Raw genomic sequence first — 13,749 nt, 5'->3', positions numbered from 1 at the left:
TGGCGCCGGACTCGATGACAGGAATCCGGCGCCAGGCTCTTCATGCGTGGGGTTTGGCTGGGTTTCGCGACAGAACACCCAGGTCAGTGAGTTCCGTCAACTCGCCCGAGGTCGCTGGCGGTTGCGGCGCCACACTGCGGTGGCGCCGCTGGCAAACGCGGCCGCTGCCACTGCGGAGCCGCCGAGTTGCATGGAAGTCGGGGACGGAGATGATGGCGTGGACGCCAGGCCGTAGCCACCGGCGAGCCCTTTGCGGTCGTACGCGGACCCCGGCAGTTTGTCCGCGTAGCGGCTGTGTACCAGCTTCTGGTAGTTGGCGAGCGTCACCGCCTGCTTGCCTTGCAGCCCTGATGCCGCTTCCCGGTTGAGTGGTTCGACGGTGTTGTCCTGCAGGCGGTACCAGGCGTGGATCTGTGGCTCGGTGAAGGCCATGGAGTGGCTTTTGGCCTGTTGGCCATAGGTGACATCGCTGTCGCTGTCGCGTATGCCCGCCAAATGCCAGTTGCCGCCGCCCTTGGCCGCGGAGGAGAGCAGGACCGTGGCCTTGTGCCCGTTGACGCCGTTCGCCACGGAGGCCAAGTACGCCAGGCGTGCCACGTTGTCCGCGGTGGGCTTCGCCTTTCCGGTGACGAAGGCGGGCGCGACCTCGTACAGCGCGACCGGGTCGTTCAAGTTGAAGGCCTGCTGGCCGTCATGAGTCCCAGCCGCCGTTGGCCCGGCCGCGCCCGAGCCGCCGTCGGCACCGACGTTCGCCGTTGTGCTGAGGAATCGGGAGACCGCGTTGTGCACCTGTGCGGTCTGGAGGACCTGCCGTGCGCCCTGGTAGTCGGGGATGGCACGCGGGTCATCGGTCGCCTGGGCTTGTCCGCACAAGGCGGTGGAGAGCAGGGTCGCCGCCGCGCCGAGGGAAAGGGACAGGCCCGCGAGACGGGCAGCACTTCGTGGTATGGAAATTCTTTTGCCGCGCATTGCCGCCCGCCTTACTTGTGTATCCCGAGGCGTGAATGGGTCCATTGGAACGACGAGTTGTTGACGTAGTCGTTGTAGTTCCACCAGGTGTAGGTCTGTGTGGACGGCCAGGGGTCACCGACCGCGATCATTTGCGATGATGGGTCGTAGCCGTAGATGACGTTCATGTGGCCGCCGCCAGAGTTCCATCCGATACGGACGGCGAAGGGACGGCCGCCGTCGATCTCCTTGCCGACCTCGGAGAAGGAGGCACTGCGATCGAGGTCGTACCCGGTGTTGTTCAGTCCCACGTTTGACAGGCCGTTGGCGATGTCGTCGAGCGTGGCAGGCTGGTCGTCGCAGCTGATGTTGCCGTTCTGGGCCGCGAGTCGGCAGAAGTCGTACTGGTTGTACTTGGTGTAACCCCAGTACTTGGCGATGGTCAGACCGGTGGCGTCCCAGCACCATTCGTCCTGGACCTGCTTTTGCATGTCTATGGTGAGGGCCACACGCCCAGTGGGGTTGGAGCGCGAGGGTGAGCAGACCGGTAGGTTGCCGGTGTTCCCTTGGATGAACGCGGCGGCGATGTAGAAGGATCCGGAGTCCGACCAGACCCAGCGGGGGTCGTTCTCCACCGTGTCACCCTGGACACGGCAGGTCATCGAGACCGTACTACCGGCCGCGGCCTGACCGACAACGTGGGCGGAAAGGCTGGCCGATGACCGTTCGTTGATGTTGCTGTAGTGGCCCTGACCGCCGGTCACAGTACCGGTTACGGAACCGGCCCGGGCGTTGCCACCGCTGAGCAGGAACGCGACGGTGATGGCGGTCACCGCGATCACCGCTAATGGTCTCCACAAAGTTATGACGCGAGAACGATGCATATGGGGACACTTTCGTGCTGTGGGGGGAAGTGTTGCGCAGGCCATAGGGTGGTTGACGCTGAGCCCGCCGGGTCGTCACCCGGCGCCACTACATGCTCGATCGGCCGGTGTTCAGTTTCGCGGAATATGGTCCGGACCTATCGGTCCGGTCTCTCTCCGCGTGCGCGTTCTGCTACCGCCTAATTTCGCTCCGCATACGTACTGCCGTGCGCACGGCAACGGCAACGAACACCAGCGGCACCGGCCCTGACCTGCCACGATCAGAAAGCGCAAGCTAATTACTACATCATCTTCACCGACACCGCCAAATGACTGCATGCCAACTTCTCTAATTTACTGGAGAGTAGTCATGAAACCGCAGGTCATCTGCATCTACAGGGTTTCGTACAGCACTTGGCGTCAAGACAGGCGTAACGGACGACTACTGACAGTCACTCATTAAGTGAACTCCCGGCATTACAAAGCAGAGTTGCGGCGACGACCGCGAACACCGATACGATGCGCGGCAATCCGTTCGCCGATCACTCGGCGTCCCCCTCACGGAGGAGGTTGCCCTGCCCATGAAGCACGCCAAGCACGCACGAAGAAACCACAGCCGGTTGCGTGCCCGGGTCGCCGGTACCACAGGCACACTGGCCGTCGTCCTGGGCGCCGGGATCGTGCCAGCCACCGCTGCTGGCAAGACCGCCGGGACGCCCACGGCCAAAGCGGTGCCCCTAGGAGCGGCGAACGCCCCGGGCGAGCTGACGCTCCCTGCTCCGACTGGGCCCTATCGCGTCGGGACGGTCGACCTCCACCTGCGCGACACGACACGCACGGATCCATGGGTGCCCGGCAACAAGCCGCGCGAGCTGATGATCTCGCTGTGGTACCCGGCCACGGACACCGCGCACCATCCCGCCGCGCCTTGGCTGCAGTCCGCCGCCGCCGCGCACTTCCTGGGCAACTGGCAAATCCCGCCGAACTCGGTGACCCTGCCTACCACCGCCGGGCACACCGGCACACCGGTTGATCACAAGGCCGGCAAGTTGCCGGTGGTGCTGTACTCGACCGGGCGGGGCTCGGACCGCGCTACGGGCACCGCGCTTGCCGAGGATCTGGCCAGCCGCGGCTACCTGGTCGTCACCCTCGACGACACCCACGATGACAGCGAAGTGCAATTCCCCGGCGGACGGCTCGAAGTAGGCACCATGCCGCCCACCACCCCCGCATCCCGCGTGATCGCCGCCCGGGTCGCCGACACCCGCTTCGTCATCGACCAGCTGAACGTGATCGCCCACGGCCACAACCCGGACGTGGACCACGCGCCCGTTCCCCACGGGCTGTCCGGCGCGATAGACATGGGCCGAATCGGGATGTTCGGCGCTTCCCTCGGCGGAGCGGTAGTGCCTGCGGCGATGCAGGCAGACTCAAGGATCGGCGCAGGAGCGAACCTCGACGGACAGTTCTTCGGGCCGGAGGCCGCTCGGGACCTCAACCGCCCCTTCCTGCTGTTCAGTTCCCAAAACCACGACCGCAACGACGATTCGAGCTGGGCGACCTTCTGGGAACACCTGCACGGCGAGCGGTTCGACCTGAAGCTGCTCGGCGCCCAGCACGTCTCCTTCATCGACTACGAAGCTCTGTGGTCCCAGGCGCCTGGCCCCTTCAAACTATCCCCCACCCAACTCGTCCAAGACCTCGGCACGATCGCCCCGGACCGCGCCATCGAACTCCAACGCGTCTACCTCGCGGCCTTCTTCGACAAGGAACTGCGCCACCAGCACGGCCCCCTGCTCGACGGTCCCTCCCCGAACTACCCGGAAGTCGCCTTCGCCGACTCGCCCGACCATCAGCCGCCCCCACCCACCGCCCTGTACCGCTGCTACAACCCCGCCAACGGCGACCACCTCACCACCACCGTCGTCAGCACCACCAACACCAGCTGCGAGGGCTACCCCAACCTCGACGGCCGCCTCGGCCACATCTCCGCCCGCCAGGTCGCCGGCACCATCCCCCTCTACCGCTGCTACAACCCCGCCAACGGCGACCACCTCGACACCACCGACCCCAACTGCGAGGGCTACCCCCACAAAGACGAACGCCTCGGCTACATCTACACCACACAGATCCCCGGTTCCGTCCCCCTCTACCGCGGCTACGACAACAACGGCCACCACATGACCAGCACCGACCCCAACTGCGAGGGCTACCCCCACAAGGACGGCCGCCTCGGCTACGCACTCCCCTAGCCGGGCTGTCCGACTGGTCGCGTGACGGTGTCCCGCGTGAGAACTCGTCTTTGGGCCGCTGGGCCGGGCGATTCCTCTGCGGGGGCGGAGCCAGGGCGAGATGATCGGAGTCCATGCGATGGTCATGGATTTACCTGTCGCCCCACGGCCAGGAAGTCCTTACCCATCTTCACCATGGAACACCTTTGCTCCGTGGGATTGCCGGATGGTACGTATCTCGCATCCCGATATATGAACGGGGTACCGGCACAGCAGCGGACGCGTCAGATGTACGGCGAGCAGCCGCGGATTGCCCCCGACACGCACCGCCGATGCACTGGATCGCTGACCTGCCAGCGGTCACACTTCGGCGACGCGAACCGCCAGGCGATCAAGCATCGCTGACACCCCGTTGAGGTCACACGGCACAGGACACCATCCAGATGACGTTGCTGTGACTGGCAGCGAGAGTTGGCCAGTCGCAGAGCTACTTTGCCGGGACGTGCACCGGCCAGTGCAGAGGGGGCCCGGGCCGACCGCCTGGAAGGGAATGTCGAGCAAAGCCCCCGGGTGTAGGTCTTGGTCTGAGTGAGTGCCTGCCTGTTCGCGATATCGGACCGCGCAGTCAGCGGGCTGCCGCTCCCGAGAAGCGATTTGGTGGCCGTTGGCGGGATCGGGCACGGTCGGCGGGTTTTGTCATGGATCCGTAACGGCGCCGGGCGAAGAGCAACCAGGTGGGGCGGCCAACTCGTGTGGTGATCAGCGGGGCGCAACTGGGCGCCTTCGCGAAAGGGTGGGTCTCACCATGTGGGGAGATCCACGGGAGGGAAGTCCATGACCAGGACGAAGAAGACCGGGATGAAGGCGCGGGGCGGACGTGTGGCCGTGATCGGTGCGCTGGGTCTGGCCTCAGTGACTCTGGCCGCCGCGCCGGCGTTCGCCAAGGGCGCTGTGGACATCACGGCGCCGCACACGGCGCATGTCGGCAAGACCATCACGGTCACAGCGCACGGCGACGACGACAGCGCCGGCTACCTGCATCAGCTGTGCCTGCAGGAGCGCAGCGGCAAGCAGCCGTGGCACCAGGAGACCTGCAGCGCCGCGGTCAAAGCCGACGCGCGGGTCACTGCACGCGGCAAGGCCGCGCACCGCGGCAACCTGGAATTCCGTGCGGTGCTGTACGGCCTGACCAGCACGCACGACCACCATCCCGTGCGCCTGCACGCCTCTGACGTGGTGACAGTGCACGTCCGCTGAGCCAGCAGCGCGGCCGCTGACAACCGGCACGACCACTGCCCGCGGCCGCGCGGATTGCCTGGGCCAGCCCTGCCTGGCTCGCCGAGTTGATTCCGGCAGGGTGTACGGGCCGGTCCAGGCGTATCTCGATGAGGGGCTGCGGGGGTTCCCGCGGGGGGCTATCGAGGGAGTACTGGTGGCTCCTCGCCTTCACCTGCGGGCGGCTTGGAGTGCTCGGCGAGCCAGGCGAGTGGCTCAGGCGAGATCACCTCGAACTCGGGGCCAGCGCTGCGTTGCGCGAGGCGCCGCAACAGGTCCTCGTGTGTTACCTCGCAGTGGACCAGCATCCACGTCGCGCCGTGCTGGGTGACCAGGCGCTTGTAGTCATCCCGGGTTGTGCGGGTCCCGAGCCCGTGGTCAAGCACGACTGACTGGCCTCCCCTATGACTTCCACAAGTCGGCGCCGCATGTGCTGGATTACGGGTGCCTGGAGCGCTAGGTGCGCATGCTCGGCGTGGTCCTTGCCGAGCCGCCCGTGCCGGGCTGTCATCTCCTCGTCCACGGACAGGCGTGAGGGGTGTCTTTACTGACGCATTGCTCACACGCTGCTCGCCTGCGACTTCCTGCACCTGGACACCGTCCTCCTCGGCCGCCTCTACGTCTTCTTCGTCATGAAGATCAAGACCCGGCGCGTCCACGTTCTCGGCGTCACCGCACATCCGACCGGCGAGTGGGTAGCGCAGCTCGCCCGTAACCTGCTGATGGACCGGGGCGAGAGGGCCGGGCGTTTCCGGTTGCTCATCCGCGACCGCGATGCCAAGTTCACCACCACCTTTGACGCCGTCTTCGCCGACAACGACACGGAAATCATCCAGAGCCCGCCACAGAGCTCGCGATCGAACGCCCGCGCGGAGCGGTGGACACGCACCCTGCGCGCCGAATGCACCGACCGCTGTGATGACCTGCACGAGTGAAGCCTCCGGCAGCCACTGGCGTCCTGGGCGCCACCGAGGGACTCCAGAAAGTTGCGGAGCTCGTTGGTGAGGATTCCCGCCGCGAACTCGGCGAGCCACCGCCCGTGCGCCGGAGGTCTGTCTCGGGCGTCCGGTTTCCGTCGACAACCGGCTTGAATTCGCCCCGTTCCGAGCGGCTCACAGGCGAGACGCCGGGTGCGCTCGCAGGAACGGTGTCGGCCATCAGGACCGCCGAAGGGCCGAACGCCACGCGGAAATCCGCGAATCATCTCGTTGTATCGTTTCTGCACGATTCCGCACACCAGCCTGAAGAAATTTCATTCGAGCGAATTGGCGCCTCATCACATCGCATGTACATACGCATTGGGCGTGCACTTCTCGCCATCATGATCCTTGCTAGTGACGGGGAGCGCGCCACCCAGATAGCTTATTCGCCATGAAATCTCAAAGCCCTCGTTTTCTGGGGCGACGCGGGTTCATTGGCTCTGTGGCGTCCCTCGCTACCGGTACCGCGGCGGCCACGGCGGGACTGGGATCGTCTTTCGTCGCCCGGGCGGACAGCCGGACTCTCGATACGAGCCGGGATCTGGCCCGTAAACTGCTTATGGTCGGTGACGACAACGAGGACCTCAAACTCCGCTATTTGCGGATCCTCATCGACCACGGTCTGCCCAAGACCGCCCAGCCGAAGAACGTCCTCGTCGTGGGCGCGGGAATCTCCGGGCTGGTGGCGGCGAGTCTGTTGCGTGCAGCCGGCCACAAGGTGACGATCCTTGAGGCGAACGGCAATCGGACCGGGGGACGGATCAAGACTTTCCGGCGCGTTTTCTCGGACAAGTCGCTCCACGCCGAGGCGGGCGCCATGCGGCTTCCCGACTTCCACCCGATGGTGTTGGCGCTCGCCGATAAGCTGGGCGTCAAACGCCACCTGTTCTACAACGTTGACGTGGCCCCTGGGGCACGCGGACATGGCACGGTCCCGCCGGTCGTCTACAAGGCGTTCACAGGTGAGACGTGGACCAATGGTTCGCTCACGCGGTTCACCGCTCCGCGGGCGACTATGAACAGCCTGGTACAGGTCAACGGCTTGCGGGTGACGAGGGCTTCCTACGCCGCCTCACCGAGCGCGGTCAACCGTTCGTTCGGAGCCTCGGTGGCGACCACCATGTCCGCGGCCGTCGACAAGGCGCTTGCCCCGCTGACCGTGGCGTCCAACCTCGCCATCGACGACCAGATCGCCGCGTGGACGAAGGTGATCAACAGCTTCGACAACTACTCGACACACCGCTACCTCATCGAACACGCAGGCTGGGATCTCGCACAGGTGGAGGCGGCCGGCACGCTGGAGAACATGACCTCGCGGCTGCACTATTCGCTGATCCCGACACTGATGGACCGCTCCGTCATCAATCCGACCTCCCGGTACTGGGAGCTCGAAGGCGGGACTCAGTCGCTGACGGACAAGCTGACCGACTCCCTGACCGGTGTCATCCGGTACGACCGGCGCATGACCAAGCTCGTCCAGACAGCGCACGGGGTCACCATCGAGACGACGGCCGAGTCCGGCAGCGAGGAATCCTGCGACGGTGCTCCGCAGCGTCCCTTGGAGACGTTCCACGGCGACTACGCCATCATCACGGCACCGTTCTCCGCGGTGCGTTTCTGCGAGTTCGAGCCCGCCTTGTCGTACCCGAAGCGACGCGCCATCACCGAGCTCCACTACGACTCGGCGACCAAAGTGCTCCTGGAATTCAAGAGCCGCTTTTGGGAACAGGGCGCGCGAGGGTACACGGGCGGTGGTTGCGTCACCGACAGCCCCAATCGCTTCACCTACTTCCCCTCGTTGGTCGAGGGGTCGAAGGGTGGCGTGGTGCTCGCCTCCTACACCTGGTCGGACGACGCCATCCGCTGGGACTCCCTGACCAACGGCGAACGGTACGCGTTCGCGCTGGACAATCTCGCGAGGATGTTCGGCGACCGGATCCGCGACGAGTTCACGGGCTCCGGCGCCACCCAGTCCTGGACGAGAGCCCGCTACGCCCTCGGTGAGGCCGTCATCTTCACCCCCGGACAGCTCCACGAACACCACGGCGCCGCTCGAACGGTGGAAGGACGTGTCCACTTCGCCGGCGAGCACACCAGTCTGAAACCGGCCTGGATCGAGGGCGCGTTGGAGAGCGCGGTACGGGTCAGCCTCGAACTGAACGACCGCTGAACCCACATGACAGCGGTATGTCTCCGGCCCACCGTCAGGACGGAAGGTTGGAGCGGTACACGAGGGCCAGGGGCGAGTGGCGACCCCGCCAGGCCGAGAGGTGAGGTGAGACATGGTCGTCCAGCGCAGACCCCACAGGCCCTCAGCGAGCCGGGCACGCCAGGAGGGCGGGAGCGATGTGGTACAGCCGACAGGCTCCACCAGGCAAAGGGCCATGGCCGTCCTCCTGGTTGGCACGGCGCTGGGCGTCACGCTGGCCCCCGCTGTCTACGCGGCGCCGGGGGAACATGCACTCGACACGGTACGGGCCGCGCCGACTGTCGCGGTGAACGCTGCGGCGCGAGCGCAAAGCGGACCCTATACTCCACCCGTCGCGGCCGGCCCCGTGCGGCGCGACCGTCCGGCGGCGCACCGGTCGGGGGTACACGTGTCGATCAACTGCTCTCGCCCTGCCCGCGGACCCGCTCTCGGAGCTGGCCCGGGCTCCGACGGATGCGCGCTCACCGTTGTGATCTGCGACGGTGACCATTTCGTCGCGGTCTGGCTGACCTCGTCCGCCCCTTCCGTGGCATTCTCGCCGGCTGGTCGGCTCAGCGCCGATGTGGGCGCCCCCTGTACGAGCACGCGTCCGACGCCACCACGCCGGCCTCCACTGCCGCCGGTCCACCGCCCCCCTTCACCCCGGCCCGCACCGCCCGCCCCCGCGGTCCCCATCCATCCCGTGCTGCCCATCCCCGCGGCCCCCGTCCATCCCGTGCTGCCGGTCCATCCCGTGCTGCCGGTCCATCCCCGGCAGCCCCGTCAGACCCGACGTGTTTCATCGCCTTCGCCCCACCCATCCGCGAACACACCCTCCCCTCGTCGCATCGTCCCCGTGCAGGCACAGCTCGCCCCGGCGACGCCGCAGCCTCCCTATCCCCGTCCGGACGACTCGCAGCGGTGGTGGCTGCTCACGATGATGGCTGTCGTGCTTCCCGCAGTCCTCACTGCCGCCGTACCGCGCATCACCCAACGCACCATCCGCTGACCCCCACAGCTTCGTACCAGCAGCCCTGGGAGTGCCATGCCCACGTACCTCATCAGCTTCCTGGCCACCCTCGGCGGCATCGCCTTCGCCTTCGGCCTCGGCAAACTACTGGGACGCCATCAGCGCGCCGCGGCGAGCGAGTTCAGCGGCCAGGCACTCTCCCTCATCGGAGGCGTACTGCTCAGCTCCTTCATCCTGCTCACCGGCTTCCAAGTCGCCGGAAGCTGGTCGGCGTTGAGTACGGCGCGAAGCCGTACCTACGATGAAGCCCGCGCGCTCACCGACGTCTACTGGGCGTCAGGCGGACTGGCCGACACGGACCGCACGAAGGTTCGCACGCTGTTGATGCGCTACACCGACGAGGTGGTCTCGACGGAGTTCCCCGCGCTCGCCAAAGGCCGCACGAGCCCGGCGGCATGGCGCGCACTGGACGACGTGCGCAACGCAGTGAACACGGCGGCCACCCCGAGATCCGACCAACAAGTGGCAAAGGCCACCGCTCAGTCCAACCTGGCGACCGTTTACCAGACACGCGCCGACCGGGCTGCGGAGGTCAACGCGAGCATGCCCTTGATCACCTGGCTCGCGCTGCTGGTCGCCGGTGGTTTCCTGATCGCTTTTCCGGCGATCCTGGGACTCGTGGACCATCCGCGCAACCTCGTGGGCCTGTGCTTCGTCGGCGCGGCGGTGGCCTTCGCCATCTGCCTGACCGCGCAACTCAACCACGCCTTCCAGCAGCCGTTCGCAGTGCGGCCGACAGCATTCACCTTCGCTGAAGCGCGCTTCCACCAGATGGACTGACAACGCGGCCGGCTGCAATCACCCCGGGAGACTCATCCGATCGGCATGCCGCCCGTCCCTCCGTGAACCTCACCAGTCGCGTAGCTGTGCTGTCCACGGAGGTTGGTGACGCAGGCCTCCAATGAGCGAAGTTGAAATGGGTGAGGGCCTTGCGGGAGATCAGGGCACCTGGGGGCCGCCGAGACCGGCTCGGAAGGACCCTGCACGAGTATCAACATGCTGCCTGAGCAGGCCGGATGATTAATCGGCGCCCGCATCGCCGACGTGCTCTCCTCTCTCGGTACCGACCCCAACGCCACCACCGGGTGCGAGATGTCGCCGACGCCGAGGGCGCCGGGCAGGACTCGACGCCCCGGTGGCAGCGAGCCGAGACGCGGCGGTGACGGGGGTGAGGGTCCGGTGCTCAGTCGGTGGTGACGTGGACGTTGTCGATCGCGGGTCCGTGCAGGCTGTTCTGGTCGGTGGTACTGGTGAACCGCAGCTTCGTCCGTTTGCCCGGTGCGGTGAACCGGACCGTCTCCGGCCGCCAGCCCATCTTGGACGGGGTGCGGCCGGTGATGTCGAAGGAGAAGTGCCGTGTGACGCCGCCGACTTCGACCTTGAGGGTCTTCAGCGTCGGCCCGTCGGTGGGGTTGCCCGCCAGGTCGAAGGTGACTTTGTACCTCTTGCCCTTGACGGTGTCGAAGGGCTGCTCGATCGCCCCGTCCTCATGCCCGGGAGGACTGCCGTTGAGGTCGATCGACTGGTGCCCGGCGGCCGACTGCCACACATGGTCGCTCGTCAGATCGACCGAGTTCCGCACCACCTTCCATCCGCCGATGGACTGGCCTGCGTAGTAGGTGATGAAGCCGGGACCGGCCGATGGCTGCTCGAAGTCGGCATCGTGCAGCAGGGGTTGGGGAACCACGGCCGGGCTGAGTGGCAAGGCGGCGACTGGGGGCTGGGGACGGGCTTGACTGGCGATGGGCTTTGATTTGAGCGATCGCGGACTGGATGGGGCGGGGGGCGTGGCGGTGGGCGGGCTGATGCCGGGCGAGCCGTGTGCGGCCGATGCCGGCGGTGGTGCCAACGGTGGCGCCGACGCTGGTGCCGACGGCGTTGGCGGTTGCGGCTGCGGTGTCGGTGGCGAACCGGAAGGGGACGGCGGGCGTGAGGCAGACGGCGGACCGGAGGGAGACGGCGAACCCGCGGCGGCCGACTCGCCGGTGCTGGGGGCTGCTGCGGCTTCCGGGACAGCGGAGGGGGATGTCGGACGCAGCAGGAAGAACGTCCCCGATGCGAGCACGGCGCAGCCCGTGACCACTGAAGTGACGACCACCGCATGGCTCGTCGAAGGGCCGCCCCCCGTCAACCTGCCGAACGCATCGCGTGCGCGGAGGGCGGTGTGGGCCTGACCCGCTCCCGGCGGTGTCGCCGTGGGCCGTGGCAGGGCAGCGGAGGCAGGGCCCAGGATGACGGGTCCGAGCAGACCGCGTAGCCTGCTGGAGACCTCGCCCAGCTCTGCCAGCAGCAGGCGGCAGCGCTCGCATGCGGCGAGGTGCTCCTCGATACGGCGCCGGGCACGCACCCCAGTGGCGCCGCGATGGTAGGAAGCCAGTTTCGACGCGTAGGCGCGGCACTCCCCCTCGACGCCGTCCGCGGACAGATGCTCTTGCACATACGCGGTGCGTAACGCCTCCCGAGCCCGATAGGCCAGTGCGGCAGCTCCGTTGGCGGACAGCCCCAGGTGCGGCGCGACCTGCGCCGGATTCTCACCTTCGACCTCGGTGTGCCACAGCACCGTCCGCCAGCGTTCCGGCAGACCGGCGAAGGCACGGGCCACCATCGAGCCTTCCAGCTCCTTCAGGACCGGGTCCTCGAAGGGTACCGGTGCTGCGTAATCCTCCAACTCCGGTGTGGATACGGCCCGTTTTCCCTGCCGTACGTCATTGACCGCGACCCTTCGGACGACGGTGAGCACATACATCCGAAACGAACGACTAGGGCCACCGCCGGAGCGGATCACGCTCAACACACGGGTGAAGGCTTCGGAGACGATGTCGTCCACGTCGGTCGGGGAATCAGCCCAGTACCGGGCGAATCGGCGGGCCGATTCCACATGACGCTCATAAAGGACAGCGAAGGCGGCGTCATCGCCGCTGCGCGCCCGCGCGATCAGTCGTTCGTCACTTCGGTGCTCGGAGATATTCGAGTGTTCCCCCTCCGGGCCGTCATCGGATTCCCATGGCCGTATCGGCTTCGCAGCCATCCCCCACCTACCCGCAAAGAATTGTCATCCGGGCGCACAACACCGGCTGGGTCCGGGCCGGCCGCGCACCGCGTGAGGGACCTTAGCGCTCCTGCTGCAGGCAGAACTCTCGTTCGGGGAAATCTTGGCATCTCGATCACGCACCGACTCGCTGTCTGAACGAAGCATTCGCGCCATCGCGCCTCCCTTACGGGCGCTGACGGGCGCCCAAAAGCCGGTCCGTCCGTATCTGGCACTTTTCGGGCGACTGACGCTTGATGGATGCCGGCGAGCGAGCGGCGGGACGCGCCCGTCCCTCGCGGGACAGGAATCGACCAATGCTGTCGGGGGGACTCGGCCCTGGGCAGGCAGACGAGGAGAACGATGCGCTTTGCCGTCCTAGGATCGCTGAAGGTCCGCGACATGGATGCCGACATCACGCCGTCCGCCTTGATGCTCCGTCGCCTGCTCGCGATACTGCTGCTGCACGCAAACCACACGGTCACCATATCGACGCTCATCGAGGAGCTTTGGGTCGACGATCCGCCGCGGCTCGTCCGGAAGATCGTCCAAACCTATGTGAGCAGTCTGCGGAAGGTGGTGCACCGCACCGGACCGGCTGGACAGCGCCCCCTGCTGGAGACCCGGCCGGGCGGCTACGCCCTGCATCTCGATCGCGATCAATTGGATGTCTGGGAGTTCGAGAACCTCGTCGACGGCGGACGGGCCGCCATGGACGCGGGCGACTATGCATCGGCCGCTGACGTGCTGCGTGGCGCACTGTCGCTGTGGCGCGGTGGAGCGGTCGCGGATATCGAACCGGGGCCGTTGCTGTCGGGGCGGATCTCTCAGCTGGAGGAAATGCGTCTGGCTGCCTTGGAGTTACGCATCGACGCCGATATGGAGCTGGGCAGGCACCGGCATTTGCTGGGCGAACTCAAGATGCTCACCGCCTACCATCCGCTCCATGAGGAATTCTGCGCCCAGTTGATGATCTCCGCATACCGGGCCGGCCAGCGGAGAACCGCACTGGAGGCATACGGCCGCCTGCGCAGCGCGCTCGTCAAGGAACTCGGCATCGAACCTCCGGAACGGCTCAGGCACCTGCGGCACCTGATCCTCAACGAGGCCCCGTCGTTGGATCTGGCGGACAGCCGCGCAGTGCTCCCGCCCGAGCCTGGTCCCGTCGTCCGCCGTCCCATGGTGGACCCCGGCAGAGCGAGGTAG

Annotated in this window: 11 protein-coding genes; 7 read left to right on the top strand and 4 right to left on the bottom strand. The window is 66.7% G+C overall.

Translation table 11 applies throughout. The features are described 5' to 3' along the window. Positions 1-96: 96 nt before the first annotated feature. Both P2L57_RS33520 and P2L57_RS40430 read right to left on the bottom strand, forming a co-directional pair. Positions 97-969: a hypothetical protein gene (locus tag P2L57_RS33520; protein ID WP_275821082.1), complete on the bottom strand. Its 873-nt coding sequence runs from the start codon at positions 967-969 to the stop codon at positions 97-99. An 11-nt stretch (positions 970-980) separates the two neighbouring features. Beyond that, on the bottom strand, positions 981-1,790 hold the full coding sequence (locus tag P2L57_RS40430; RefSeq protein ID WP_275821080.1) for a papain-like cysteine protease family protein: 810 nt from the start codon (positions 1,788-1,790) through the stop codon (positions 981-983). A gap of 602 nt (positions 1,791-2,392) precedes the next feature. Here P2L57_RS40430 and P2L57_RS33510 point away from each other — a divergent pair. Together P2L57_RS33510 and P2L57_RS33505 are read left to right on the top strand one after the other, a co-directional pair. Beyond that, positions 2,393-4,063, top strand: a complete 1,671-nt coding sequence (locus P2L57_RS33510) for an alpha/beta hydrolase (RefSeq protein WP_275821078.1) — start codon at positions 2,393-2,395, stop codon at positions 4,061-4,063. Between the two features lie 813 nt (positions 4,064-4,876). Further along, positions 4,877-5,299, top strand: a complete 423-nt coding sequence (locus P2L57_RS33505; protein WP_275821076.1) for a hypothetical protein — start codon at positions 4,877-4,879, stop codon at positions 5,297-5,299. Between the two features lie 158 nt (positions 5,300-5,457). Here the strand turns inward: P2L57_RS33505 and P2L57_RS33500 are convergent, their stop codons facing one another. Next, positions 5,458-5,703 (bottom strand): P-loop nucleotide/nucleoside kinase family protein, encoded by a 246-nt coding sequence (locus tag P2L57_RS33500; RefSeq protein ID WP_275821074.1) that lies wholly within the window; start codon positions 5,701-5,703, stop codon positions 5,458-5,460. Between the two features lie 246 nt (positions 5,704-5,949). Here P2L57_RS33500 and P2L57_RS33495 point away from each other — a divergent pair, with 246 nt between their 5' ends. From P2L57_RS33495 to P2L57_RS33480, 4 genes are all read left to right on the top strand, one after another. Then, on the top strand, positions 5,950-6,252 hold the full coding sequence (locus tag P2L57_RS33495; RefSeq protein WP_275821072.1) for a hypothetical protein: 303 nt from the start codon (positions 5,950-5,952) through the stop codon (positions 6,250-6,252). A gap of 487 nt (positions 6,253-6,739) precedes the next feature. Continuing rightward, complete coding sequence (locus P2L57_RS33490; protein WP_275821070.1) at positions 6,740-8,467, top strand: flavin monoamine oxidase family protein; 1,728 nt, start codon at positions 6,740-6,742, stop codon at positions 8,465-8,467. Positions 8,468-9,341: 874 nt separating this feature from the next. After that, a complete protein-coding gene (locus tag P2L57_RS33485) occupies positions 9,342-9,494 on the top strand; it encodes a hypothetical protein (protein ID WP_275821068.1) in 153 nt (50 codons plus the stop codon). 36 nt (positions 9,495-9,530) lie between these two features. After that, the gene (locus P2L57_RS33480; RefSeq protein WP_275821066.1) at positions 9,531-10,295 is read left to right on the top strand and encodes a bestrophin-like domain; all 765 of its coding nucleotides are present in this window, start codon (positions 9,531-9,533) and stop codon (positions 10,293-10,295) included. A gap of 403 nt (positions 10,296-10,698) precedes the next feature. Here P2L57_RS33480 and P2L57_RS33475 read toward each other — a convergent pair whose 3' ends face one another. Continuing rightward, positions 10,699-12,543: a choice-of-anchor C family protein gene (locus P2L57_RS33475; RefSeq protein WP_275821064.1), complete on the bottom strand. Its 1,845-nt coding sequence runs from the start codon at positions 12,541-12,543 to the stop codon at positions 10,699-10,701. Positions 12,544-12,906: 363 nt separating this feature from the next. Between P2L57_RS33475 and P2L57_RS33470 the strand changes: the two genes are divergently transcribed. Next, a complete protein-coding gene (locus P2L57_RS33470; protein ID WP_275821062.1) occupies positions 12,907-13,749 on the top strand; it encodes an AfsR/SARP family transcriptional regulator in 843 nt (280 codons plus the stop codon).

The sequence above is a fragment of the Streptantibioticus ferralitis genome (genome assembly GCF_029223525.1).
Classification (GTDB): domain Bacteria; phylum Actinomycetota; class Actinomycetes; order Streptomycetales; family Streptomycetaceae; genus Streptantibioticus_A; species Streptantibioticus_A ferralitis.
This window is presented reverse-complemented; position numbering and strand designations above follow the sequence as displayed.